Consider the following 24,156-nt stretch of genomic DNA (forward strand, 5'->3'; position numbering starts at 1 on the left):
TTTACTCCCTCCAGCCGTAATATCTTATCCACCAATCTCTTAAAACATTGGAGGTAAACTGATAGACATCTTTATCTTTTGAAATATAAAAGTCATTTTCTAAATCAGATATAACAAGGTCAAAAAGATGAATGGCCCCTTGCTGATACTGTCCAACAAAAAAATTAGAGAGTTCTTGTTTTGAGGTTTCACCCTTATAAGCAATAAGGCTTAACATCCTTTTTACAATCTCAGCCAATTGAGGTTCATAATATTTTTCAAGACGCTCTCTAAAGTGTTCAAAGTAGGAGCGGTTCCAGGGTTTAAGTAAATCTGTATAGGCTTTATCTATTATCTCGCTAGTTAGTCTCCCTTCTTGTTTATAAAGGGTTATCAGGGAACAAAGGAGGATTTGCAAGAAAAACGGCACAGGGTAACCAATCTTTTTAAAAATATGATTCATCACTTCTTTCTTTATCCTTTTAATATTGAGCTCTTCTTTTAATATCTCTCGCACCATTCTTTCGGCCTCTTTGGTTGAGAGCTCAAGCACAGGGATGGGTTGAAGGTCATTTATTACATTAGAGGTAACTCCAAGTTCTCTTATGATAGAATGAAAACCAATAGAACTGCCAAAGACCCATCTGACTTTTTCACAAATCTCTGGCTCCTGACGGATGCTTCTCAACCAGTGAAGAAACTCGCCTGCGATTTTCTTTTGTGGAAATTTCCTGAGCATAAGAGGAAGTTCGTCTATTAACATTATGTATCTTATATCTCTTTCAAGCACCTTCCTAAACAGGTCCTTTCCCCTCTTTTTCCACTCCGTCTTTAAACTTTCCCTCAACTTAATACGGATGTTTTCTACTCCAACCTCTTCAATTTTCCCTAAAAAATCCCTAACTTTTTCTAAGAGAGACTTACCCTGTTTCTCAGCAACCCTTTCCAGTAAATCAACAATGAACTCTTCTGGAGCTGACATACCTTCTACATCTACAAAAATAGGCCTCCATCCCTTTTTTGACTCATCATGAATTTTTAGCATCAAACTGGTCTTACCAAACCTTCTAGGCGCTATAAGTAGGATTGAACCCCTCTCTAAGCTCTTCCATATCTTCTCTATCAAATCTTTTCTATCCCAAAAATCCTCTCCCCTGACCGGGTTTCCAGGAGTGTTCCGCATAGTTGACTCCTTCTAATTATTTTTTATATTATAAGACAAAATTGTCGTATGTCAAGTCTGTATTACGACAAAATTAAATTTGCTGTAACTGCATTATGGAAAAGTTATAGATTTTCTAATTCTTTGATAATTTCACACACCATGGAATTTTGGCCATGCAGTCTTGGGCCGTATTCGGAGACACATGTTGCCACGAGAAAGAAACTGAATAGTTTCAGGAAAAAAAGTAATGTTAGGGAGATACAATCAAAATGGGACTAGTTCTTACTTATTATATATGGAAGATCCAATATAAAGAAAATTATTTACAAATTTTAATGATCATGATAATTGTTTAAATAATGAAGGATTCAGTAAAAATCAGTAAAGGATCCATCAGGCAGGATAACTGTGGCCTTTTCCTATGACCCTGTTTATATCGAAAAAGTCAAGGCTATCAAAGGTTACAAATGGCACCCCAAAGAAAAACACTGGAGTTTCCCCTATTCAGCTCTTACCTTAGAGAAAATTTTATCGGTTTTTAATGGAAGGTAACCACATTATTCATTACGCTTTCGCCACACATCTACTTGAAAATGGGACAGATTTAAGGTACATCCAGGAATTATTAGGGCATAAAAGCTTCAAGACAACTGAGATTTACACCCATGTGAGTGAACGAGACAGTGGACGGAGTAAGAGTCCTCTAAATACTATAGGAAAAGGGGGTAATGAGATTAAAGTATGGGATAAACGAACTATTCGATTATTTTAAGACATACAGCTACGCTTCGCTCCGTCCAAATTCAGCTTCACCGAACTTCTTTTACACCGGAAACGTCGAACACCAAAAATCCTTAATTCATCCCTGCCTGCCTGCCGGCAGGCAGGGCAGACAGGAATGTTTTTAAAGATTAACACCTAAATTTTGGGGAATGTCCAAGCATATTATTCGTTGACTACCAAATTGGCTTATGTTATCTTTTAAAAAATGATTCCCTTAAAGGATAAAATTCCTTCTCGCACCTTTCCTTTAGTTACACTTTCATTAATTGTTATTAATGTCTTAGTGTTTTTTTACGAAGGTTCCTTAGGACCTTATTTAGAAAGGTTGGTATTTACCTATGGAATTGTGCCTAAAAGGTATTTCTTTTTTTCGGGCTTTGGGCCTACAGCTATTATGGGTAAATATTTACCCTTATTCACCTCTATGTTTTTACACGGAGGATGGCTTCACCTGATCGGTAACATGTGGTTTCTTTGGATCTTTGGGGACAATGTAGAAGATAGTATGGGTCATAGAAGATTTATTCTTTTCTACCTCCTTTGTGGATTGGGAGCTGGTCTATCTCATATTTACACTAATCCCCACTCCACCTTACCTACTATTGGTGCCAGTGGAGCTATATCAGGAGTAATGGGGGCTTATTTTATGTTATTTCCCCATTCTCGGATTGTTACTTTGGTTCCTATATTCTTCTTCCTCACCTTAATAGAGATCCCTGCTGCATTCTTTATTTTGTTTTGGTTTACGATTCAATTTTTCAATGGAGCCTTTTCTATTATGGCACCAGTCGGTTTTTATCAAGGGATTGCCTGGTGGGCCCATATCGGAGGTTTTATATGTGGCACTATATTGGTATTTTTCTTTAAAAAACGGCATAGTCGGCGCTTTTATCCTGATGAATACAAACCATGGTAGGAGGTTAAAATATGAATTTTATTGATCTCATTTGGCTATTTTTTATAGCTTCAGCTTTGTCACCAATCATTCAAAAAAAGATGTTAGAATCAGCCCGCCTTAGATTAATTAGAAAAATAGAAAAGGACCGAAAAAGCCGGGTAATTGCTATGATTCATCGTCAAGAAACCATGGCCTTACTAGGATTTCCCATCTTTAAATATATTGATATTCAGGACTCAGAAGAAGTTATGAGAGCCATTCGCATGACAGATGAAGCAGTCCCTATTGATTTGGTTTTGCATACCCCAGGTGGTTTGGTTTTGGCAGCAGAACAGATTGCCTATGCCCTCAAAGGCCACAAGGCAAAAGTAACTGTATTTGTACCTCATTATGCCATGTCAGGTGGCACTTTAATTGCTCTAGCAGCAGATGAAATTGTGATGGACCCTCATGCGGTATTAGGACCAGTTGACCCTCAACTAGGGCAATACCCTGCTGCTTCTATCCTTAAGGTATTAGAAAAAAAGGATATAAATAAAATTGATGACCAAACTTTAATTATGGCTGATATTTCCCATAAAGCCCTTAATCAAGTAAAAAATTGTGTAAAAACCATCTTGAGCCCTAAATTATCAGAAGAAAAAGCAGAGCAAATAGCTGATTTACTCTCCAGAGGTCAATGGACCCATGACTATCCCATTACTTATAAACAGGCTAAGGAGTTAGGATTGCCTGTCTCTACGAAAATGCCAGTAGAAATTTATCAACTTATGAACCTTTATCCTCAACCGGTCCAAAGAAGACCATCTGTGCAATATATCCCGGTTCCTTATAAGGGAGGAGAGGAAAGGCCAAACAAGTCTATGTTATAAGTGCTGCCAAGACTGTATAAAAAATATAACAAAAAAGGGTAAACAGAATAAGGGCTGCCATCACTCCTATACCCACAGGTTGGCGATAAACATTCGCATCGTAAGGCAATAACTGAGTTTCTTTTTCTGAAAAAAGCGATTTTATATCATAAATGGGATTTCTGCTTATTATAATAAAACCATCTACTAAGTCTATAGCCAAATTCTGAAGAACTGTCCGCACAGCACCCAAGAAATAACAGAATCTTACAAAAAGACCTGCTCCTTTCCGATAAAACCAATCGGTATCCAGATTAATGACTGCATGAGGTTCAAGCCTCTTTATTAACACCCAAACACCTACTATGGTCATCAATAACAACTGAAGCTCCACCACTACATGATGTGGGGTATAAGGATGATAATGCACTGGATAAGGAAGGACACGATAAAGCACATGAGGGTAAACACCCATAAAGAAACAAAGGAATGAAAGAAAGGCCATACCTAAATGCATATTTAAAGGAAGCGGCTTAATTTTTACCTCCTCTACATCTGTTCTAGGCTTCCCAAACCAGGTATAATAAGGCAGCTTAAGGCCCACACAAAGCCAAGTTCCGATAGAAGCCGTAGACATTAGGAAAAACACAGGCAACATGTGACTTTCCTCAGCAGCAGCTACAATCATAGTTTTACTTATAAATCCATTAAACAACGGCACTGCTGAAATGGAAAAGGCGCCAACCATATAATAAATCAAACTATGAGGAATCTTTTTATAGAGGTCTCTACCCGTTAAATCACTCATTTTTCGCATACCAGTGGAGTAAATAACTGCCCCAGCACCCATGAACAATAAGGCCTTATAAAGAATATGACAGAAGGCATGTGCTGCTGAACCATTCATAGATAATGCTGTGCCTATACCTACCCCACCAACCATGTATCCTACCTGACTAACAATATGATAGGCAAGCAAACGTCTTATATCATTTTCCATAATCGCCCAAACAACACCATAGACAGTCATGATGGCTCCCATGTAAGCCAACAATTCCACTCCTGGGAAGGCACGCAATAAGGTATAAACAGCACTCTTGGTAGTATAGGCAGTAAGAAAAATAGCACCAGTAACCGAAGCCCTTGGATAGGCATCAGGTAACCAAGGATGTAAAGGAGGAACAGCGGCATTTAAAATAAAACCAATAAGAATAAGCCAAAAACCAAGACCACCATGGACTAAAGGTCCAGAAAAAGCAATAGAACCTGTTTGAATAGCATAAATGACAATACCTGCTAAAAGAGCACAGCCACCAAAAAGATGTACCAAAACATACCTAAATCCTGCCCGTATTGCCTCTCTATCCCTTTGTGCCCAAATAACGAATACAGAAGCAACAGCCATAAGTTCCCAAAAGATGTATAAGGTAAAAAGGTCTCCTGCAAATGCCACTCCTAAGGCACCACCTGCATAATAAAGTGCCGAAAAGTGCTGGACATCATCTTCTGCCTGTAAGGCATAAAGCAAAGCAGCAAAACTAATAATCACAAACACATAGGCAAAGACCATACTCAGTTTATCTACGTGACCAAAGATAAGTTCATAATCCAAAAATTTAATGGTCCAATAAGTGCCATGTGGCATGGATAATAGGTCAAGATAAGCAAGTGCTGGAATAATTAACAGATAAAACTTTTTTATTTTCCCCTTAAGGAAAGGAACAAGGAGGGCACCTATTAAATAAAACAAAAACGGAGGTATAGGCTTAATCATAATAGTCCTCCTCCCTTTCTAAAAACAGGTGACCGAGCCCTTTAGAAAAAATAATAAGCACAATACAACCTATAAACCCAAAGATCCCTTCAAAGAAAGGAATTTTATGCCAAAAATGATGGGGTTCATGCTCAGGATGGACAAAAAAACCCAAGATAAAGACTATAAGAATGCTTATTAATAGGGAAATCTTCAATCTGTTTGTCATTGTCTAAACCCCCATCCCCATGATGTTTTTTGCTGAAGCCACTGCTAATTTAAAGAAGTGCATAAATGCGTCTGGGAAAAGCCCAAAGAAAATAGAACCAATGGCTGTAATCACAATAGGGAAAACCACAAAAAATGATGCTTCGTCAAAGTGGTCTTTTACAAATTTTGGTTTCTTAAAAAATGCCCCATAAATGATAGGAAGAAAATAAGCTGCATCCAATAAGGCACTGGCCAGAAAAACCAACAAAAAGATAATCTCTTTGGCCTCAAGCGCTCCTAGACACAGATACCATTTACTGATAAACCCACATACAGGTGGTATACCTGTTAGACCCAGTGCTCCAATGGTAAAGGCAGCCATGGTAATAGGCATCTGCTTGCCTATTCCCTCCATTTCACTGATAAACTCCTTATGAGTCTTTACATAGATGGCACCAGCACACATAAAGAGTGTGATTTTCATAAACCCATGAAAGGGAATATGAAGCATGGCTCCTCTAATGCCATCATGAGAAACTAAAGCAGCTCCCAAGATAATAATAGAAAGGTTATTAATAGTAGAGAATGCCAATCTTCTCTTCAAATGGTCTTGGGTTAAGGCAATAATATTAGCTACAATGACGGTAAAGGAAACAACAAAGGCCAAGGGTATCCATAAACCTAAATCTGAAAGCACATTGGGACCAAAGACATAAAGAATCACCCTCAAACAACAAAACACACCTGCCTTCACCACAGCCACAGCGTGAAGTAAGGCACTCACAGGAGTGGGCGCAATCATGGCTGAAGGCAGCCATTCATGAATGGGCATAATAGCAGCCTTAGAACCAAAACCTATCATGAATGTAACAAATACTAGAGAAAGTATCTCCCGTGAACCATGACCAGCCACAAACCCCCCAGGTTTAAAATCAAGCGTTCCAGTAAGATAGTAAGTTACGGCCATAGAGAAAAGGACAAAAGCCGCTCCAGTTAAGAGATAGGCCAGATATTTCCTCCCTGCTTTTATGGCCTCTGGTGTCTCTTTATGGGCCACCAGAGCAAAAGTAGCTACTGTAAGAATTTCATAAAACATATAAAGGGTGAGCAAATTACCGGCCAAAGCTACGCCTACTGCACCAAAAATGGCCAGGGCAAAACAGAAAAAGTATCTAGTCTGAGCATGCTCATTTAAGTCTCGCATGTAACCAATAGAATAGAGAGAAACCACAATCCAGAGAAAAGAGGCCAAAAGAGCAAATATCATACCAAAGGTATCTACCCTAAATTGGAGAAAAAGGCCTTTATAAATTTCAACCATTGTATATTCAACAATTTTGCCATGCAAGATATAGGGAAGCATGGAAGCAACAAGACCAAATTTGATAACCGCAGCTGCTAAGGTCCAAAACTCTCTAAGATTTCTATTTCTTTCACCTGTAAAGAGAATAAGAAAGGCACCAATTAGAGAAGCCAACATGGCCAAAAGAGGCGTAGCTGAATGCACAGTCTCCATCTATTCCCCCTTAAAAACTAGCTGGTACAGCAAATTGGATGACATGCTTAATAATCACCCCACTAAATACACCCAGCAATATAATCCCAGCCGCTATCATCAACATAGATATAAGCATACTCCATGGTACTCCATCTAGAGAAATGCTAGGATGACCGCCATCATGGGCAAATGCATGCTCACCCCGAGGCTCTAAGTAAGCATTTTCTATCACCCTGAAAAACAAAATGGCATTGACTAAACTACTGGCTAAAAGCACAAATAACAATAGCCATTTTTTGGCCTCAATGGTGCCCAAGATAAGATACCACTTACTAAAAAATCCACACATAGGAGGCACACCTACTACCGAAAGAGCACCTACTACAAAGACACCTAAAGTAACAGGCATGGTGCGATGTAGATACCGAAACTGGTAAATATTCCTTGTCCCTGTCTGATACATAATGGCACCAACTACCGTAAAAAGACAGGCCATCATAAACATATCATTAATAATATGTAAAATAGCGCCGGTAAGACCAAGCCGATTTGCCGAGGCAATACCGATCACAATATAACCCATCTCAGCAACAATTAAGTAGCAGAGCATCCGTTTTAAATCAGACTGGGCAAGGGCCATAATACAGGCAAAGGCTATACCAATAGCCGCTATCCAGCCTAATATATCCATTACAGGATAAAGTTTTATGGAAAAAGAAGGGTCAAATACAGTAAACATAATTCTAACAATTACATAAGCACCTACTTTGGTAAACAGTGGTGCTAACAAAGCACTCACTGCTGAAGGGGCAAGGGTATATGCATCGGGCAACCAGGTATGCAAAGGGAAAATACCCATTTTTATACCCACACCCACTAAGAAAAAGGCAAAACCAACAAGTAATGCTTTGTTGTAAAATAGTTTAGGTATAAGGTTAATCAAATCAGTCATATTCAGTGAACCAGTAAGGATGTAAAGATAACCCACTCCTAAAAGATAAGCACAAGCTCCAATTGTCCCAAAAATTACATAGCGAAAAGCGGCAAAATCTGCCCCTCTTTCTCCCATAGCAATAATTGCATAGGCAGAAAAGGAAGCAATCTCTAAAAGCACATAAAGATTGAACATATCACCCGTAGCCGTGATACCAAAAAGTCCTGTTACTTGAAGAAGAAAGAGGGTATAGAACTGAGGCAATTTCGATTCATGTAGCTCTTTTTCTACTACGCTTTTAGCATAAAGGGCTACCAACCAAGCTACAACAGCCACAGCTACCAGCACCAAAGCATTTAGATGGTCTATCATATATTCAATACCCCAGGGTGGATCCCAACCACCTAGATGGTAATGAATAGGTTGACCATGTTTCATAACCATATCAAGAATGCCTACAGCAAATACTAAACAAGCAGAAAGAGTAGCAAGAAGAATAGGGAAACAAAGTCTTTTATTCCACCAACTCACAGTAAAGAGAATAAAAGACATGATCAAAGGTGTAACAACAATCATCGCCGGGAATTGTTCTTGAATCACCTTTTTAACTCCTCTATAACTTCATCTTCTTCTAAGGTGCCATATCTTCTATAAATCATGATTAGCAAAGCAAGGGCAATACCTGTTGTTGCCACTCCAACAACGATGGCTGTCAGCATGAGGACATGTGGTAAAGGGTTTATATAATCTGCTGCATGAACTACTAAATGTTCTGCCCCATGATGTCCGTGTACTCCTGGAATAATAGGGACAGTAGCACCTTTTTTGGCAGCAATAGAGATAAAGTAAAAGATTAAAGCCCATTGAAAGATATTCATACCAATGAGCTTCTTTAAAAGATTATTTTTAGCCATCATGGCATAAAAGCCAATTATAAGTAAAAGGGCATAAATCCAATAATTATATTTACTAAGAATTACTTCCCACATCTTCTTCCTCCAGAGCTCCCTCATGTTTTCCTGCAGTGGCTAAATCAAGGAAAATAGAAACCATAATTGCCATTACAGTAATTTGCACTCCTGTCTCTATCCCAGCCATACCATAATATCTAGCCATTACAGGATCAGTGGGAAGTATTTTACTCAGTTTTCCATAATCTAAAAAATTTCCTCCTAAAAGGAGACAAAGCCAGCCGATTGCTGTATAGATAAACACCCCAAGGGCACAAAAAATACCATTTATTTTTTCTGAAAAACGCTTTTTGGCCTCAAATATGTCATAGGCAATGACTAAAAGAACAAATGATGCAGCAAAGATACAACCACCTTGAAAGCCACCCCCAGGGCTACCGTGTCCATGCGCAAGCACATAAAGGCTATAAATTTGCATAAACGGGACTAAAAAGCGGGAGAGTGTTTCAATAATAATATCCTCCCATCTACTAATCATTCTTATATGGCCTCCTTAAAAGCATCATTACTGCCACACCTGCAGTAAAAATCACTGCTGTCTCAAACATAGTATCATAGCCTCTGTAATCAGCGAGAACCGCAGTTACTATATTTGGCACACCTGTCTCTTCAACTGTCTTTTCAATATATCGTGGTGAAACATGAAGACTGGCAGGTTGATTGGGATCAGCCCAGTTAGGGAAATCTTTCACTCCTATTAGTAAAGCACTAGTGGCAAAAATAGCAATTACTATAGAAACTATTTTTTTTGTCAATCTTTCGTCCTCCTTGTGGTTTTATAAACAGCCGCAATAAAAAAGGCGGTACTCACACCTGCCCCTACTGCTGCTTCTGTAAAGGCTACATCTACAGAACCCATCTCTGTCCAAACCATACACATAATAAAACTGAACACACCAAGAAAAACTGCGGCTGCAAAAAGATCCTTTACTTCAATAGCAGCTATGGCTGCCAAAGTAGCTAAGATTAATAATACTAAGTCAAATTGCCAAATCATCTTATTTCTCCTTTGGAGGCCATTTTATTACAGGACGACCATCTTTTGTCCAAGGCATTATTCCTGTGTCAAAGGCAGAACGCAAAAGGGCATGGGTAGCAGTTGGGCCACCAAGAAACCAGAAAACTGCAATAAGAATTAATTTTGAAGCTATGACTATTGCTGGCCATGAAAAATGATGCTCTGCAAGATGATAAATAGCAAGCCCAAATAAAGATAGAAGTATACCTAATGTATCTCCTTTACCTGTAGCATGCATACGGGAATAAAAATCTGGGAACCGCAAAAAGCCAATGGTTGCTGTGGTAAAGAAAAATAAACCAGCTAACAAAAAAACCTTACAAACCAGATCCATTTATTTAGCCCCTTTCTTTTTAGCAAAATACTTGGCAAAAACTAAGGTTCCAACAAAGTTTAAAAGAGCATACATAAGTGAGATATCCACAAACATATCTATTCTTTTAAAAATAAAACCCATTAACACAAGCAAAACCACGGTCATGGTACCGATAAAACCTACACTGATTATCCTATCGTATACAGTAGGTCCAAAAACAATGCGGTAAAAACAGATAAAAATTAATGTTCCTAAAGCTAATCCTATACCTATGAAGAATGATTCCATTCTATTCCTCCAGATATACCCGAGCTACCCTCTCTTCCATCTCTCCAGGAAGCTCCTCTTGCACAGCTCTATCAATACCATGAACATAAAAATATCCATCTTTTATAAGAATAGTAATAGTACCAGGTGTAAGGGTAATAGAATTAGCAAAGGTTACTTGAGCCAAATCCTTCTTCAATTTTGTCTTAAACTTAATTATATGGGGGTCAATTAACTCGTTCATTCTTGGATGCAAAGCGAGTTTAGCCACATGAATGTTGGCCAATACAATTTGATATAAAAGCCAGGGAATATAGAAGATAAAATTAAATGCTTCTTTAGATTTATTTTCTGAATGTATGTCTTTAAATAAAAGATCATTAGAAAGATAAGCTACTAAACCACAACAAATAATTCCCCAACCAAAGTGCCATGCATCAAAATTGCCAGAGATAAAAATCCAAAAGGTTAAAAGAATAATATAAGTGACTATAAAGGCCATTGCCTTTCCTCCCAAATGGTTAGGTGTAATATCCCCAACCGTAACTACGTAAAGTCACATCATTTTTAGTAACAATTAAGCCTTCTATCCCAGGCAATTTATCAATAAATTGTTTCCCTTTTATAGGGCCAAGTATTAAAATTGCTGTAGAAAGAGCATCTGCAGTAGCCGTGGTCTTAGCTACAATACTTGCACTTACTGCTTTAACTGGAGAATAACCTGTATGTGGATTTATAACATGATGATAAATTTTTTCTCTATCAAAATAAATCTCATAATTGCCGGAGGTAGCAATGGCATTATTTTTGAGATTGATTGTTTCCATATAGCTATTAGGATTAAATGGATTCCGGATGGCAATCCGCCACCTTTTATCACCCAGAGCCCTGATGTCACCACCAGCATTGACTAAGACATGTTTAATACCCATTTTAGCCATTAACTCCGCCGTTTTATCTACAATATAACCTTTGGCAATACCATCTAAAGTAATACCCATTCCTTCTTTTAGAAACTTTATTTCTCTATTAGCATAAGAAATATTCTTCATCCCTACGAGATTTAAAGCATTTTTTATTTCTTCTAAAGCAGGTGGTTTACCCCTAACGGCAAATGTTCCTTTAAATAAATCCACTAAAGGTTTTACTGTGATATCAAAACAGCCCTGCGTGAGTTTAGTATAATAAAAAGAACTTTCTATAACTGTTCGCATTTCAACTGGCATACTTCTAATAATTCCCTTTTCGTTCAATTCGCTAATAACTGTACCATTATCAAAACGATTAAATATATTAATCAGTCTTTTCATTTCATTAAAACCAGCTTCAATTGCCTCTTCTCCTCTTGCACGAGATGGATCAAGAACAGTAATTGTTACAAATGTTCCCATTAAGGCCTGGGTTTCTTCCAATTTGTATAGTTTCCTATCAAATTTAATACCCTCTAAAGGAGCAGAAAAGGCTTGGGGGGCCAAAAGACCTGCACCCAATACTCCCATTACCTTTAAGAAAGACCTTCTATCTAAATAATTTTTTAAAGTCTTTTCCAAATACTTCTCCATTACCCCCTCCCGGTTACTCGGTATTCAAAACTTCGGTAATCACCGGTCTAAAAGTAAATTTTTTGCTATATTGCCTAATTCCCAAAAAGGCCAAAATCAAAAACACAATTGAGAGAAAAGCAGCTGAGGAATCTGAACTCCCCCATAACTTCAAATAATAGCCCAAAATTGCTCCAATAAATAGACTTATGGTAGGAATTACATATATAATAAAAGAGGCTTTAAGCTCATTTTCTGCTTGTAAGGAAACAATTACTTCCTGACCCGGGGTAGCACCTACAGGATTTTCTGCTTCAAGCATTCTATACCTTTTACTCAATATGCCACATAATCCACTTCCTGGACAACCTTCACAGGCCATACTCCTTACCAATTTAATCTTGGCCCGTTCGTCCGAAACACTAATAACAGTCCCTCTCTCTTTTTTTATTTCCATTTTACCTAATCAATCACCCAAACCGCACAATTACGTGCATATTTTACAACCTTGTCTGAAACGCTGCCAAAGAAAAAAGCACCTGAAACACCCCGCCTGCCTACCACAATAGTATCATAAGCTCCCTTTTCAAGTTCACGCAAAATGTCTCTAGCAATCCCCTCTTTTTTCCTTCTAACCGCTATTTCTATATTCTTTCCTGGAATACCTGTATCCTCAAGTATTTTTTGGGCCTGCTCTAAAGTCCCCTCTATTTTCGCTTCTTGCTTATGTCTTAAAGTAGCAAGGTCACCTAGTTTCCTTTCAAAATCAGGTATAATACTAGCAAAGTCCGTTCCTACTAAGGTCTTAAAAGCTGCAGAGACCTCTGGAATTACGGAAAATAATGTAATTTTAACATCTTTACATCCCTTTAAGGTTTCAGCTACATACCTGGCAGCCTTCATGGCATGCTCTGAGGCATCCATGGCTACCAATATCTTTTTTGCCATATCAAACTCCTCAATTATTTATGCCGGTAATAATTGCTGAATGGCTCCAGTAGGACATTTTTCAAAACATTTTCCGCACAAGGTGCATTTGCTTGGGTCTACAACAGATAGCGAATCTACAATAGTAATGGCCTTTTCTGGACACGCCTTTTTACAGAGACCGCAACCCTGACAACCTACTTCACAAATTTTCTTCACTACAGGTGGGGTATCGTGTGAACTGCAAATTACAGCAATTTTGAGAGAAACAGGCACCAACTTAGGAATACCACGAGGACATACCCTGGTGCAAGTGCCACAACCTGTGCATTTGTCTTTATCTACTTTAGGTAAACCATCCTCTCCCATACTTAAAGCATCAAATGGACAATTTTTTACACAAGTTCCTAGACCTAAGCATCCATATTGACATTCTTTATCCCCACCTCCAGCTAATAGTGCTGCCCGACAATCTTCTATACCCATATATTGAAACTTACGTTTTGCTTTATCTGCAGTGCCACGACACATAATCATGGCAATTTCCTTCTCCTTTACTTCTACTGTTTTTCCTAAAACTTCACCAATAGCGACAAAAACATCTTCTGAAGAAGCCACACATGCAGTTACAGGTGCTTCGCCGGCTACTATAGCCGCCGCACAATCTGCACACCCAGCATATCCACATCCACCACAATTAGCCCCTGGTAACAATCCTTCTACTTCTTTTACTTTAGGATCAACATATACATAAAATACCTTTGCGGCAATCCCTAGACCAATGGCAAAAAATATAGCCAACCCGCCCATGACCAACATTGGATAAATTGTTGCTCTCAGTACTTCCATCTCTATACTCCTCCCTCTATTTCGCTAAACCCGCAAAGGCGAAGAAAGACATACCAATTAAGCCTGCCGTAATCAAACCAATACTTGTATCCTGAAAATTTTTAGGTATTCTAGCAAAGGGAAACCGCTCTCTAATGCCTGCAAAGATGACTAAGGCAAGTCCAAAACCCAGCGCAGAAGCAAAGGAAAATATAAGTGATTGCAGAAAATCATATTTCTCTCTGATATTTAAAATGCAAGCACCAAATATAGCACAATTAGTAGTAATTAAAGGTAGAAAAATACCCAATGACCTGTAAAGAGGTGGACTTACTTTTTTTATAACTGTTTCTACAAGTTGAACAAAACATGCAATAACTAATATAAAAGCCAGGGTCTGAATGTAAGCCACTTTAAAGGGCTCTAACAAAAATCGTTGCACCAGCCAGGTAAGAGGACCAGAGCAACTGAGCACAAATACTACGGCAACTGCCATACCTATGGCTGTGTCCATCCTTTTTGATACACCTAAAAATGGACAGTTACCTAAAAATCGAATCAAAAGGATATTATTTATCAAAACTGCTGAAACCACCAACATTATGTAATCAGAAAATGTCCATGCTTCTTGAACAGCCATCTTTTACTCCTTTCTTATTTTTTACCAAAAAGATTCATAATTCCCAACATAAGACCCAAACAAAAAAAGGCACCCGGAGGCTTCTGTAAAAGTGCAAACGGTTCAAACCCCTGCCACATAATGAAGTGTCCTGCAAAACTCCCTTTGCCTAATACTTCCCGAAAAATAGCCAAAGTAGTAAGGGACATAGTAAATCCCAAACCCATTCCCAGACCATCGGCAATAGATAGTGAAATTGAATTCTTACTGGCAAAGGCTTCTGCTCGTCCCAAGACAATACAATTGACCACAATTAAGGGAATAAAGATACCCAAGGATAAATATAAAGGATAAAAATAGGCCTGGGTGGCAAGCTCTACAATAATGACAAAAGTGGCAATAATCACGATAAAACAGGCAATGCGAACTTCATCAGGGATAATTTTTCGCAAAAAAGAAATGAATATATTAGCCCCTGTAACCACAAAGGTAAGACAAAGCCCCATGCCAAAGCCATCAGTTACGGCTGTAGAACAGGCAAGGGTAGGACAGAGTCCTAAAACAAAGCGAAACGGAGGGATTTCATCCCATAGTCCCTTAGTGAATTCCTTTAACCAGCTCTTTTTTTGAGCCATTTCAAAACCTCCACCTAACCTAATTCTTTCATAATCTCATCAAACCATTTAACTGCTTCCCCTATAGCCTTGGTTGTTCCTGTTGAAGAAATTGTAGCTCCACTTATGCCCTGAACATTTTCACCAAGTATAAATTTATCTTTTACTGTAAACTTTTTAAACTGGTCGCAAAACCAAGGTTCAGTGACAATTTTAAGACCAACACCCGGTGTTTCTGAACATTTCATTACTTTAACACCAGCAATACTCCCATCTACATTTATAGCAAGCATTATCTCTATGCGGCCTCCATATCCATCACCTGCGGTCTCATAAGCAATAGCCATTAATTTACCTCCTTTTTTGGCAGGAAAAACAGTTATAACCTTCTCTGGAGCAATTTTTACTTTCACTCTTTCTAAAATAGGATCATTGTCATGTTCAGGAAGAACTGCCTTCAACGCAGGTGCTTTTATAAACTTGATTTTCTGATACTCAATCCTCTCTTCTGTCCCTTTTTTGACAATTGCCAAGGAAAATGAACATACTACACAAATACCTGTCAATACTACCACTAATCTCAAAATATCACGCACTCTTGACCCTCCCAAAAGGCTTTGGTTTAACTATTTTATCAATCAAAGGTGTAAGTGCATTTCCCACCAATATGGCAAACCAAACGGGGTCTATCCAGCTTCCCCACAACCTACCAATCATAGTAATCATTCCTGCCATTGCACCAAAAACTAACATTCCTGCACCTGTAACTGGGGTAGTAATAGGGTCAGTAGCCACAAAAAAGGCAGCTATCAAAGTGCCTCCACTTAACAATTGAATTAAGATATAAGGATAAAGAAATTCCTTTTCTCCCTTGTAAAAAAGAATAGAAAAAATCAATACACCACCCAGAAATCCTACCGGGATGTGCCAGCTGATATATTTTTTCCAAAATAAATATACAGCACCAATAATAATTGCTAAAGCACATATCTGGCCCACACATCCCACCAACTCTTCTCCTGGCAATGGCTTCCACCCTAGTAATGTATGAATAAGCAGTTTAATCTTTCCACCTAAACTGCCCCAGCTCTCAATACCATAACCCTCACTAAAATAGCTATAATCTTCTGCTAATGCACCTATACCCTCTATTCTTATTACTCCTAAAATACTCCCCGAAATATCCATATGGCTCATATAACCTAATTTTAAAGAAGCCCAGCCCACCAAAGCAGGATTAAAAGGATTACTTCCTAAACCTCCAAAAACATGCTTACCTACTAACAGACCGGTAAAAACACCTATTATTATTGCCCACCAAGGTATATTTGCAGGGAGAATAAGGCCAAAAATTAACCCCGTTAAGATAGCGTGATAATCTGTGAGAACAGTCACCTCTCTCTTCATAATCTTTTGAAGACCGGCTTCAATTATTACGGCTGATATTACGGATATTAAAATTACTTCAATGGCCTTTATTCTAAAATAATACACACTCGCTATCACTGCTGGAATAAGGGCAATAATAAAACCTAACATTATACTCGTAATAGACTCCTTACCCTGAACATGTGGCCCTACCGAAACAATAAATCCTTCTTCTTTCATTGTTCCTCTCTCTTTATTTGAGATTTTCCATATTTTATCCAATGCACTAGGGGGATTTTAGCAGGACAAACATAAGCACAACAACCACATTCTATACAATAAGATAAATTATAACTTTCTGCCTCTTCAAACATATCTACTTGGCAAAAAGAAGCAATCACATTAGGTAAAAGTCCCATAGGACACACTTTTACACACCAGCCACAATTAATGCATTTTTGGTCAGAAATAGTAGCTAAATCGGACTGTCTTTGCACATATATCGCAGTTATTTCTTTTGTAACCGGAATTTCTAAGCTATATTGAGCTAGTCCCATCATGGGACCACCTACTATCACTTTAGCAATATTTCCATTTACACCACAATGTGACAAAACATCTTTTAAAGGGGTTCCTATTCTTACCCTAAGATTTTTGGGTTTATTCACTGCCCCATATACCGTAATTACTTGGTCTATCACCGGCTTCATATCCTTTAGTGCATCCCAAAGGGCAATGACGGTATCTGCACCTAATACACACACTCCTACATCTTCTGGAACACCATTAGGAGAAGGAGCTTCCTTACCCATAATGGCTTTAACCAAAAATATATCTAAACCTTGAGGAAACTTTGAATCTAATACTGCTAATTCTGCCACGCCAGAAACTAAGCCAGGAAGTTGCTCTTGAGCCGTGGTATTTTTTACCTCTATTGCTAAATAGGCAGTATTAACATTGAGGATTTTCTTTATTAATTTTATTCCATTGATTAATTCCTGTTTCTTTTCTGTAACTAATTTATACCTTACCGCAACCCCAGGTTCTAAATCTACTCCATTAATAATAACCGCACTTACATGCTTACTTTGAGCAAGGCCCAGCTTCGCAGAAAGGGGGATGGCATCTATACCAAAATCAACTAACCCCATTTGTTGAATAGCTTTCATAAGAGCTTCTGGACTTTGTTGTAAAGGTTCTTGGGGAGAGGAACTTATACTCCACTCTTCCTTCCCATCAGATTCAATTTCTACTGCAGGTGCAATTCCACCTCTAATATCTGGAAATCTTTTAGGTAACCCTGCTACCTTTCCTGAAACTGTGGCATAAATAGGCGCACTAAATTCATCTTCGCTCTTTCCAATCTCATCCCCAATCTTCACTCCCTTTCCCTTTTTCAATAAAGACTTACATGGAGGCCCTTTATGTTGTTTTAAGGGAATTACTAATCGTTGAGGAACAGGTAAATCCTCAATGGTGCTCTCTACCTTACTTTCTTCCAAATAAACACCGCCTTTCATAGACCTTTTCATCATAGACAATCTCGAATCCCAAAAATTTTTGGAAGTGGTTATAGCACTCCGTCATTTTTGTGTCAAGTGAAAAATTTAAAAAATTTTCTTAACCTACTACCAAACAGAAAAAAAGCTAGTAGCCTGAAAAAATAAGGTATCCGCTGCCTATTTGGTATATCAACTGTCTAATAAATCATCTGCAGGTATTTGCAAAATAAAATAATGATACTATATAAAATAAATGCCTACTGAGACATGGACAATTAAACGCCTGTTGCAATGGACAACAGATTTTTTGCAAAAAAAGGGAGTAGATGCCCCAAGACTTACAGCAGAAATACTTCTAGCCCATATTTTAAAAAAAGATAGGCTCTATCTTTATGTTCATTACGACCAGCCATTAACTTTATATGAATTAGCTACCTTTAAAAAACTTCTTAAACGGAGACTTTCCCACGAACCTTTGGCCTATATCATTGAGGAACAGGCTTTCTGGTCTCTTTCTTTTAAAGTAACACCGGCTGTAATTATTCCCCGACCTGAAACAGAAAGGTTAATAGAAGTAAGTTTAGAAATCATCCAACAGAGGGGGCTAACTTTACCCTGGATATTAGATTGGGGCACAGGCAGCGGTGTAATTGCCGTAGTCTTGGGTAAAGAAATAAAAAAAGCACATATGGTGGCTACCGATATATCTTTTCCTGCCCTGAAAGTGGCAAAAGAAAATGCCTTTAAACACAAGGTAAAGATAGATTTTGTTTTGGCCCGAGATTTAACTCTTTTTAAATCCACTGTTTTTGATATTATTGTTAGCAACCCACCTTATATTAAAACAGAAGATATTCCTACCCTTGCCCCTGAAATCCAATATGAACCTATAGAGGCCCTGGATGGAGGAGAAGATGGATTAAAATATATCGGTTATTTGTTAAAAAAGGCACATGTTTATTTGAAATCTAAAGGCTACTTAATTATGGAAATAGGTTATAATCAAAGAAAATCCATAGAAAAGTTAATTGCCTCCTTGCCTTGTTGGAAAGGAGCATTGTTTTTCAAAGATTATGCTGGACTTGAGCGGGTGGTTGTGATAGAAAAAAACCATGGATAAATTTGTCATTCATGGTGGTATTCCCCTCAGAGGAAAAATAAAAATAAGTGGGGGGAAAAATGCCGCCCTTCCTATGTTGGCTGCCAGTTTACTCACCCCAGAGCCAATAGTTTATCACAATGTGCCCCAATTAAGTGACATTTTCACTATTAAGAGGCTTCTAACTGATTTGGGGGTAATTTTTAATGGAGATGATTCCCTTATTGCCCAGGCAAAAAAAATTAAAAGTCATTGTGCTCCTTATGACTTAGTGCGTACTATGCGTGCTTCTATCCTCGTTTTGGGTCCCCTGTTAGCACGTGAGGGAAAGGCCTATGTCAGTTTACCTGGTGGGTGTGCTATTGGTCCAAGACCGGTGGATTTACATTTAAGAGGACTTACTCAAATGGGAGCAGAAATTACTTTAGAAGGGGGTTATATAAATGCTAGGGCAAGACGACTTAAGGGAGCAGAAATCTATCTTGATATTCCTACCGTAACAGGTACAGAAAACTTGATGATGGCAGCCTCTCTAGCCCAGGGCACCACAATACTCAAAAATGCCGCTCGTGAGCCTGAGGTAGTAGCTTTGGCTCAGATGTTAAAACAAATGGGAGCAGAGATAGAAGGGCAAGGGGCAAATATTATTAAAATAAAGGGTGCAGAGAGTTTAAAAGGAACAAAAGTTACCATTATTCCAGATAGAATTGAGGCAGGTACCTATATGGTGGCTGCAGGTATTACCGGTGGTAAGATATACATAGAAAATTGTTGTTTAGAACACTTGGAAGCAGTAGTAGATAAATTAAGAGAAGCAGGTTTAACCATAGAACCTGAAGGTAGTTGGGTAAAGGTAAAGGCTCCACAAGTAATCAAAAGCACAGATGTGACTACTCTAACTTATCCGGGTTTTCCTACAGACATGCAAGCCCAATTTATGGCCCTTATGTGTTTGGGTAATGGAGTTAGTGTAATTAAAGAAAACGTATTTGAAAACCGTTTTATGCATGTACCTGAATTAAGACGCCTCGGAGCCAATATTAAAATAGAGGGTGCCAGTGCCATTGTAAAGGGTGTGCCTAGATTCACCGGTGCCCCGGTTATAGCTACGGATTTAAGAGCCAGTGCCTCATTAGTTTTGGCAGGTCTAGCCGCTGATGGAGTTACTGAGATAAATCGGGTTTATCATTTGGATAGAGGCTATGAGCAAATGGAAAAAAAGTTGCAAGCACTTGGGGCAAAAATAGAGAGGGTAAAAGATTAAAAATATTTGTATTTTTGAATCATGTCTTATTTTCGCCACCCTCTCATCTTCTTGCTCCCTTTTTATATTATAGGTCTTCTCCTGGGAGGCACATGGCCTGAAGAAAGAAATTATTTTCTCTTATTTTTTTTATTGTTATCATTATTATCATTAATTGTTGTAAAAAAGGTTCAGCATTTCTCTTTTTTACGGTATCTCTTGGGGATATCTATTATTGCTGGCGGAGCTCTTTATCAAAGTTATTTTTTCATTCCTCCCAAAAACCCTTCTCACATTGTCAATTATATTGATAAAAAGGTTAATTTAAAAGGCAAAATCATTTCTGTCACTCCCTTTTCAGATAAAGCAGCACTCATTTTAACTAATTTACAATTACTTCAAGGCAAGCAGGAAGGAAAAATCAAAGGTAAAATAGCAATCACTGTATATCACCCTTCCAAATCTTACCATAAGGGAAACATTATAAAAGTTAGAGGAAAAGTCAAAACCATTTGCAGTTTTGGAAATCCAGGCATTTACGATTATGCTCGTCTGTGGCATGGGAAGGGCGTTTGGGCAAGAATGTGGCTTCAGGATAAAAATATATTGATTCTGGATTATGAAAAGCCAGGGCTATGGCCTTATTTATTAGAAACCATCCGAGAAAAAATTAGAAGGTTTTTAGCCAAACACCTCTCTCAACCTGCTCAGGGAGTTTATCAAACTCTACTTTTAGGCGAAAAAGCAAGTCTTTTACCCTTTATCAAAGACGATTTCATCTTCACTGGCACAAGCCATTTATTGGCCATCTCTGGCTTGCATTTAGGGATGGTTATGGTCCTGAGCTTCACCTTATTCTGGTATTTACTCTCTCGTTCTGAATACCTTTTGTTGAAATTTGAGCTAAAAAAGATAGCAGTTTTGATATCTCTTATTCCTACTTTTTTCTATGCCTCTTTGGCCCATTTTTCGCCGGCTACCGCCCGTTCCTTTGTTATGATTCTTTTATTTTGGTGGCTTTATTTCAGTAGGCGTTTAAAAGATACCTGGGTCTTTCTGGCCACAGCAGCCTGGTTACTATTGCTTTTGCACCCTCCTATGATTTATCAAATTTCTTTCCAACTATCCTTTCTGGCCTTGGCCTCTATCCTTTATTTTACCCCCAGGCTACCTGGTGGGACTTATTGGCTTTCTCTGAAATCAGGCTCTTTTAAACAAAAGTGCATTCGCTATCTATTATTGTCTCTTTATGTAAGTATTGGGGCATGGCTTGGCACCTTACCTATAATCTTACATTATTTTGCCGGTGTTTCCTTCATTGCTCCTGTTGTTAACCTTTTGGCTATCCCCTGGATGGGATTTGTGATACTTCCCCTTGGCCTTTTGAGCATTTTTACATTGTTTTTCTCCCCATCAGTCTCTGCATTTTTTCTCCACTTAGGTGAGGAGGCATTAAATCCTTTGCTATGCTTTCTTCACAAAATAGCCACTATTCCTGGCATTTTTACCTGGTGCATAACACCCAATTGGGTGGAGGTATTGGCCATCTATATTTTTTTATTTGCTGTTTTTTATCCCCAAAAGGGAAAGAAATATATGTTTGTTGCTATCTTTTGTTTCTTTCTCTTAGACATAAGCTCCCAGTTTTACAAACACTCTCAAAAGAAGCTTACCGTTTCCTTTCTGGATGTGGGTGGAGGAACATCTGTTTTATTGCGTTTCCCTCATGGGAAAACCATGCTTATAGGTGGTGGAGGCTCTCATTTTTCTAATTATGACCCTGGACGGTTTGTGGTAGCCAAGACACTATGGGCGCAAAAATTATGGCGTTTAGATTATTTGGTCTTACCCACACCGCATTATAGTTATTTAAACGGCTTGACCTTTATCACCCAACACTTCCATCCGCAATTTTTGTGGACAAATGGAGTAAGAGTTAACGACGCTCATTACTGGCATCTATTTTATCTTTGCCAAAAAAGAGGTATTTCCATAAAAACACCCAAAACCCAGGAAATAGACGGGGTTAAAGTGAAAGTCCTTTATCCTAAAAAAACAAAGGCTCTCTCTTTAAAAGACAGCTTAATAATCAAGTGCCATTATAAAGAAGTCTCTTTTCTTTTTCCTTTTTATACCCAAGTGAAGACACTTGAAAAACTTACTTCTTTTTTAAAAACAGATGTCCTTCTTTCCCCAAATTATGGTAGTAAAGCAGTCAATTCTCCTCATTTTATTCAAAAAATAAAAGCTAGATATGTGGTTTTTGCAGGAAGAATACCTACTAGAGAAGTGGTAAAAAACTATGTAAATTCTGGGAGTAAAGTGTTTTTTACTGGTAAGGATGGTATGATCAATTTTGTCACAAACGGCTATGATTTAAAGGTAAAAACTCACCATTGATATTTCCTATTTGATAAAGGGATTAAATCTTTTTTCTTCTCCGATGGTTGAATTTGGCTTTTCTCCATAATCATGACCTGGCCATACAATAGTTTCTTCTGGAAGAGTGAACAATCTGGTTTTAATAGACTTTATCAACGTCTCCCAAGAGCCTCCAGGGAGGTCTGTTCTGCCTACTGCTTTTACAAATAATGTATCACCTGTAAATACATGACCAGGATAATAAAGACAAATACTACCCGGAGTATGACCTGGAGTATGAATCACTTTTAAAGAAATCGGGCCAAGAACCACATTGTTTCCATTCTTAAGCAATATATCAGGTTGAGGGGTAGGCAACGCTCCAACTATACTGCCTAAAAATAAATTTGCTTGATTTAAAAAGGAGCCTGCATCTGACTCATGCATAGCGATGGGAATATTAAAAACTTGTTTTAAGGTTTGATTACCGGCTGTATGGTCAGGATGGGCGTGAGTGTTAATGATTATTACCGGCTTTAAAGACATCTTTTTTATAGTATTTATAATTAAATCCTCATCCCCTCCTGGATCAATAATGGCTGTTTCTTTGGTTTCCGAGTAACCTACCAAATAACAGCAGACTGCTAGTGGGCCTACAACCAACTGTTTGACAAATATTTCTGAATCCACAAACTTATGTTATCTTTTTTCTCTCAAATGCACAAGGGAGTGTGATAACATGAAAAAGTTGTGCACCTCTGGTAGTAAGGCCTGCCTGTTCCCGCCTGCCGTCGGGCAGGGGCAGACAGGCCTGCCTCTCGGCAGACAGGCCTGCCTCTCGGCAGACAGGCCTGCCTGTCGGCAGACAGGGATTTTTAGCAAAGAAGGAGGTGCACGTATATATTAGGAATTGCTCTCCATGTTTTGAAACCAGAGATTTAAGAAATCTTCTAAGGTTTAGAATTACCTTACTACTTAAGACCATACCAGGTAAGGGTTGCCCAACTTTTTCATGGAAAACTGTATAATGTAGGTTTGACCCTAAATTTCGCTAAATTTCGTACGCTTTCAATAAGTGGAATAAGGAAATACTTCAAGATTAACTTCACCAACCTATTTATAGCTTATTTTAAAAAGTAGAGTTGGTTGAAGGGAAAAAGTTTTTTCTTTAATTATTAAGCTTAAAAATATTAAAGAGGAAGGCGAAAGCGGTCAGTTTTTTTTGACCGCAACCCTTAAAAAATGATTTTTTATACTGTGCGTAAGGTCAGTTACTATATTTCTGGGTTTTCTTTTAAAGCTATTACGGATTTGGGGAGCTTTCCTTTCTTTTTAGAAAGCTTTTAAAAATTCTGGGGAAAGTCCTGATATTAAATCTCTTGACACTTGTATCTAAAGGCGATAAAGAATT

General features: G+C 38.2%; 29 protein-coding genes. 7 read left to right on the top strand and 22 right to left on the bottom strand.

Translation table 11 applies throughout. The features are described 5' to 3' along the window. Position 1 precedes the first annotated feature (1 nt). Positions 2–1,162 carry an ATP-binding protein gene (locus tag HS1_RS08035; protein WP_066063443.1) on the bottom strand — a complete coding sequence of 387 codons (1,161 nt, stop codon included), beginning with the start codon at positions 1,160–1,162 and terminating at the stop codon, positions 2–4. Between the two features lie 390 nt (positions 1,163–1,552). Here HS1_RS08035 and HS1_RS13515 point away from each other — a divergent pair, with 390 nt between their 5' ends. From HS1_RS13515 to HS1_RS08050, 4 genes are all read left to right on the top strand, one after another. Next, the gene (locus HS1_RS13515; RefSeq protein ID WP_216638261.1) at positions 1,553–1,696 is read left to right on the top strand and encodes a hypothetical protein; all 144 of its coding nucleotides are present in this window, start codon (positions 1,553–1,555) and stop codon (positions 1,694–1,696) included. Next, positions 1,686–1,916: a tyrosine-type recombinase/integrase gene (locus tag HS1_RS08040; protein ID WP_066063445.1), complete on the top strand. Its 231-nt coding sequence runs from the start codon at positions 1,686–1,688 to the stop codon at positions 1,914–1,916. The genes HS1_RS13515 and HS1_RS08040 overlap by 11 nt, the downstream gene beginning before the upstream one ends. A 216-nt stretch (positions 1,917–2,132) precedes the next feature. Further along, on the top strand, positions 2,133–2,843 hold the full coding sequence (locus tag HS1_RS08045) for a rhomboid family intramembrane serine protease (protein WP_066063448.1): 711 nt from the start codon (positions 2,133–2,135) through the stop codon (positions 2,841–2,843). An 11-nt stretch (positions 2,844–2,854) separates the two neighbouring features. Beyond that, positions 2,855–3,697: an SDH family Clp fold serine proteinase gene (locus HS1_RS08050; RefSeq protein WP_066063481.1), complete on the top strand. Its 843-nt coding sequence runs from the start codon at positions 2,855–2,857 to the stop codon at positions 3,695–3,697. Here the strand turns inward: HS1_RS08050 and HS1_RS08055 are convergent. The 20 genes from HS1_RS08055 to HS1_RS08150 are packed head-to-tail and all read right to left on the bottom strand — an operon-like array spanning position 3,687 to position 18,075. Then, positions 3,687–5,450: a Na(+)/H(+) antiporter subunit D gene (locus tag HS1_RS08055; protein ID WP_066063484.1), complete on the bottom strand. Its 1,764-nt coding sequence runs from the start codon at positions 5,448–5,450 to the stop codon at positions 3,687–3,689. The two genes, HS1_RS08050 and HS1_RS08055, sit on opposite strands and share 11 nt — an antisense overlap. Then, the gene (locus HS1_RS08060) at positions 5,443–5,658 is read right to left on the bottom strand and encodes a hypothetical protein (protein ID WP_066063488.1); all 216 of its coding nucleotides are present in this window, start codon (positions 5,656–5,658) and stop codon (positions 5,443–5,445) included. Before HS1_RS08060 ends, HS1_RS08055 begins: the two co-directional genes overlap by 8 nt. A gap of 3 nt (positions 5,659–5,661) precedes the next feature. Continuing rightward, a complete protein-coding gene (locus HS1_RS08065) occupies positions 5,662–7,155 on the bottom strand; it encodes a monovalent cation/H+ antiporter subunit D family protein (RefSeq protein ID WP_066063490.1) in 1,494 nt (497 codons plus the stop codon). 10 nt (positions 7,156–7,165) lie between these two features. After that, positions 7,166–8,671, bottom strand: a complete 1,506-nt coding sequence (locus HS1_RS08070; RefSeq protein WP_066063493.1) for a monovalent cation/H+ antiporter subunit D family protein — start codon at positions 8,669–8,671, stop codon at positions 7,166–7,168. Next, positions 8,668–9,060 (bottom strand): cation:proton antiporter subunit C, encoded by a 393-nt coding sequence (locus HS1_RS08075; RefSeq protein WP_066063511.1) that lies wholly within the window; start codon positions 9,058–9,060, stop codon positions 8,668–8,670. Before HS1_RS08075 ends, HS1_RS08070 begins: the two co-directional genes overlap by 4 nt. Further along, a complete protein-coding gene (locus tag HS1_RS08080) occupies positions 9,041–9,520 on the bottom strand; it encodes an MnhB domain-containing protein (protein WP_066063514.1) in 480 nt (159 codons plus the stop codon). The genes HS1_RS08075 and HS1_RS08080 overlap by 20 nt, the downstream gene beginning before the upstream one ends. After that, a complete protein-coding gene (mbhE, locus tag HS1_RS13660) occupies positions 9,513–9,797 on the bottom strand; it encodes a hydrogen gas-evolving membrane-bound hydrogenase subunit E (RefSeq protein ID WP_066063517.1) in 285 nt (94 codons plus the stop codon). The genes HS1_RS08080 and mbhE overlap by 8 nt, the downstream gene beginning before the upstream one ends. Beyond that, positions 9,794–10,039 (bottom strand): Na(+)/H(+) antiporter subunit B, encoded by a 246-nt coding sequence (locus HS1_RS08090; RefSeq protein ID WP_066063528.1) that lies wholly within the window; start codon positions 10,037–10,039, stop codon positions 9,794–9,796. The genes mbhE and HS1_RS08090 overlap by 4 nt, the downstream gene beginning before the upstream one ends. A 1-nt stretch (position 10,040) precedes the next feature. Further along, on the bottom strand, positions 10,041–10,394 hold the full coding sequence (mnhG, locus tag HS1_RS08095; RefSeq protein ID WP_066063530.1) for a monovalent cation/H(+) antiporter subunit G: 354 nt from the start codon (positions 10,392–10,394) through the stop codon (positions 10,041–10,043). Beyond that, positions 10,395–10,664: a monovalent cation/H+ antiporter complex subunit F gene (locus HS1_RS08100; protein ID WP_066063533.1), complete on the bottom strand. Its 270-nt coding sequence runs from the start codon at positions 10,662–10,664 to the stop codon at positions 10,395–10,397. A gap of 1 nt (position 10,665) precedes the next feature. Then, positions 10,666–11,145, bottom strand: coding sequence for a Na+/H+ antiporter subunit E (locus tag HS1_RS08105; RefSeq protein ID WP_066063535.1), 480 nt, complete (start codon positions 11,143–11,145; stop codon positions 10,666–10,668). 19 nt (positions 11,146–11,164) lie between these two features. Continuing rightward, on the bottom strand, positions 11,165–12,205 hold the full coding sequence (locus HS1_RS08110) for an FAD:protein FMN transferase (protein WP_066063538.1): 1,041 nt from the start codon (positions 12,203–12,205) through the stop codon (positions 11,165–11,167). Positions 12,206–12,218: 13 nt separating this feature from the next. Beyond that, positions 12,219–12,641 (bottom strand): SoxR reducing system RseC family protein, encoded by a 423-nt coding sequence (locus tag HS1_RS08115; protein WP_066063541.1) that lies wholly within the window; start codon positions 12,639–12,641, stop codon positions 12,219–12,221. Positions 12,642–12,646: 5 nt separating this feature from the next. After that, positions 12,647–13,132, bottom strand: a complete 486-nt coding sequence (locus HS1_RS08120) for a universal stress protein (RefSeq protein WP_066063544.1) — start codon at positions 13,130–13,132, stop codon at positions 12,647–12,649. An 18-nt stretch (positions 13,133–13,150) separates the two neighbouring features. Next, entirely contained in the window at positions 13,151–13,960 is an 810-nt protein-coding gene (locus tag HS1_RS08125) for an RnfABCDGE type electron transport complex subunit B (RefSeq protein ID WP_066063547.1), read from the bottom strand. A 16-nt stretch (positions 13,961–13,976) separates the two neighbouring features. Next, the gene (gene rsxA, locus HS1_RS08130) at positions 13,977–14,579 is read right to left on the bottom strand and encodes an electron transport complex subunit RsxA (protein WP_172793664.1); all 603 of its coding nucleotides are present in this window, start codon (positions 14,577–14,579) and stop codon (positions 13,977–13,979) included. A gap of 14 nt (positions 14,580–14,593) precedes the next feature. Beyond that, on the bottom strand, positions 14,594–15,193 hold the full coding sequence (rsxE, locus tag HS1_RS08135) for an electron transport complex subunit RsxE (RefSeq protein WP_066063552.1): 600 nt from the start codon (positions 15,191–15,193) through the stop codon (positions 14,594–14,596). A 14-nt stretch (positions 15,194–15,207) separates the two neighbouring features. Then, positions 15,208–15,768: an RnfABCDGE type electron transport complex subunit G gene (locus HS1_RS08140; protein WP_066063568.1), complete on the bottom strand. Its 561-nt coding sequence runs from the start codon at positions 15,766–15,768 to the stop codon at positions 15,208–15,210. Beyond that, positions 15,761–16,780 (bottom strand): RnfABCDGE type electron transport complex subunit D, encoded by a 1,020-nt coding sequence (locus HS1_RS08145; RefSeq protein WP_066063570.1) that lies wholly within the window; start codon positions 16,778–16,780, stop codon positions 15,761–15,763. Before HS1_RS08145 ends, HS1_RS08140 begins: the two co-directional genes overlap by 8 nt. After that, the gene (locus HS1_RS08150) at positions 16,777–18,075 is read right to left on the bottom strand and encodes an RnfABCDGE type electron transport complex subunit C (protein WP_082757723.1); all 1,299 of its coding nucleotides are present in this window, start codon (positions 18,073–18,075) and stop codon (positions 16,777–16,779) included. Before HS1_RS08150 ends, HS1_RS08145 begins: the two co-directional genes overlap by 4 nt. 220 nt (positions 18,076–18,295) lie before the next feature. Here HS1_RS08150 and prmC point away from each other — a divergent pair, with 220 nt between their 5' ends. From prmC to HS1_RS08165, 3 genes are read left to right on the top strand one after another with little or no spacing between them, the layout of a single operon-like run. Beyond that, a complete protein-coding gene (gene prmC / locus HS1_RS08155) occupies positions 18,296–19,162 on the top strand; it encodes a peptide chain release factor N(5)-glutamine methyltransferase (protein WP_066063575.1) in 867 nt (288 codons plus the stop codon). Continuing rightward, positions 19,155–20,405, top strand: a complete 1,251-nt coding sequence (gene murA / locus HS1_RS08160; RefSeq protein ID WP_066063661.1) for a UDP-N-acetylglucosamine 1-carboxyvinyltransferase — start codon at positions 19,155–19,157, stop codon at positions 20,403–20,405. Before prmC ends, murA begins: the two co-directional genes overlap by 8 nt. A gap of 21 nt (positions 20,406–20,426) precedes the next feature. Continuing rightward, positions 20,427–22,784: a ComEC/Rec2 family competence protein gene (locus tag HS1_RS08165; RefSeq protein WP_066063671.1), complete on the top strand. Its 2,358-nt coding sequence runs from the start codon at positions 20,427–20,429 to the stop codon at positions 22,782–22,784. A 6-nt stretch (positions 22,785–22,790) separates the two neighbouring features. On the opposite strand, the gene HS1_RS08170 is transcribed toward HS1_RS08165, so the two are convergent. After that, entirely contained in the window at positions 22,791–23,435 is a 645-nt protein-coding gene (locus HS1_RS08170) for an MBL fold metallo-hydrolase (RefSeq protein ID WP_245669942.1), read from the bottom strand. Positions 23,436–24,156: the final 721 nt, after the last annotated feature.

Origin of the sequence: Candidatus Desulfofervidus auxilii, assembly GCF_001577525.1 — a bacterium.
Classification (GTDB): domain Bacteria; phylum Desulfobacterota; class Desulfofervidia; order Desulfofervidales; family Desulfofervidaceae; genus Desulfofervidus; species Desulfofervidus auxilii.

Coding starts and splice junctions, on each gene's coding strand:
- HS1_RS08035 (WP_066063443.1), bottom strand. CDS start 1,162: ATGCGGAACACTCCTGGAAACCCGGTCAGGGGAGAGGATTTTTGGGAT.
- HS1_RS08040 (WP_066063445.1), top strand. CDS start 1,686: ATGGAAGGTAACCACATTATTCATTACGCTTTCGCCACACATCTACTT.
- HS1_RS08045 (WP_066063448.1), top strand. CDS start 2,133: ATGATTCCCTTAAAGGATAAAATTCCTTCTCGCACCTTTCCTTTAGTT.
- HS1_RS08050 (WP_066063481.1), top strand. CDS start 2,855: ATGAATTTTATTGATCTCATTTGGCTATTTTTTATAGCTTCAGCTTTG.
- HS1_RS08055 (WP_066063484.1), bottom strand. CDS start 5,450: ATGATTAAGCCTATACCTCCGTTTTTGTTTTATTTAATAGGTGCCCTC.
- HS1_RS08060 (WP_066063488.1), bottom strand. CDS start 5,658: ATGACAAACAGATTGAAGATTTCCCTATTAATAAGCATTCTTATAGTC.
- HS1_RS08065 (WP_066063490.1), bottom strand. CDS start 7,155: ATGGAGACTGTGCATTCAGCTACGCCTCTTTTGGCCATGTTGGCTTCT.
- HS1_RS08075 (WP_066063511.1), bottom strand. CDS start 9,060: ATGTGGGAAGTAATTCTTAGTAAATATAATTATTGGATTTATGCCCTT.
- HS1_RS08080 (WP_066063514.1), bottom strand. CDS start 9,520: ATGATTAGTAGATGGGAGGATATTATTATTGAAACACTCTCCCGCTTT.
- HS1_RS08090 (WP_066063528.1), bottom strand. CDS start 10,039: ATGATTTGGCAATTTGACTTAGTATTATTAATCTTAGCTACTTTGGCA.
- mnhG (WP_066063530.1), bottom strand. CDS start 10,394: ATGGATCTGGTTTGTAAGGTTTTTTTGTTAGCTGGTTTATTTTTCTTT.
- HS1_RS08100 (WP_066063533.1), bottom strand. CDS start 10,664: ATGGAATCATTCTTCATAGGTATAGGATTAGCTTTAGGAACATTAATT.
- HS1_RS08105 (WP_066063535.1), bottom strand. CDS start 11,145: ATGGCCTTTATAGTCACTTATATTATTCTTTTAACCTTTTGGATTTTT.
- HS1_RS08110 (WP_066063538.1), bottom strand. CDS start 12,205: ATGGAGAAGTATTTGGAAAAGACTTTAAAAAATTATTTAGATAGAAGG.
- HS1_RS08115 (WP_066063541.1), bottom strand. CDS start 12,641: ATGGAAATAAAAAAAGAGAGAGGGACTGTTATTAGTGTTTCGGACGAA.
- HS1_RS08120 (WP_066063544.1), bottom strand. CDS start 13,132: ATGGCAAAAAAGATATTGGTAGCCATGGATGCCTCAGAGCATGCCATG.
- HS1_RS08125 (WP_066063547.1), bottom strand. CDS start 13,960: ATGGAAGTACTGAGAGCAACAATTTATCCAATGTTGGTCATGGGCGGG.
- rsxA (WP_172793664.1), bottom strand. CDS start 14,579: ATGGCTGTTCAAGAAGCATGGACATTTTCTGATTACATAATGTTGGTG.
- rsxE (WP_066063552.1), bottom strand. CDS start 15,193: ATGGCTCAAAAAAAGAGCTGGTTAAAGGAATTCACTAAGGGACTATGG.
- HS1_RS08145 (WP_066063570.1), bottom strand. CDS start 16,780: ATGAAAGAAGAAGGATTTATTGTTTCGGTAGGGCCACATGTTCAGGGT.
- HS1_RS08150 (WP_082757723.1), bottom strand. CDS start 18,075: ATGATGAAAAGGTCTATGAAAGGCGGTGTTTATTTGGAAGAAAGTAAG.
- prmC (WP_066063575.1), top strand. CDS start 18,296: ATGCCTACTGAGACATGGACAATTAAACGCCTGTTGCAATGGACAACA.
- murA (WP_066063661.1), top strand. CDS start 19,155: ATGGATAAATTTGTCATTCATGGTGGTATTCCCCTCAGAGGAAAAATA.
- HS1_RS08165 (WP_066063671.1), top strand. CDS start 20,427: ATGTCTTATTTTCGCCACCCTCTCATCTTCTTGCTCCCTTTTTATATT.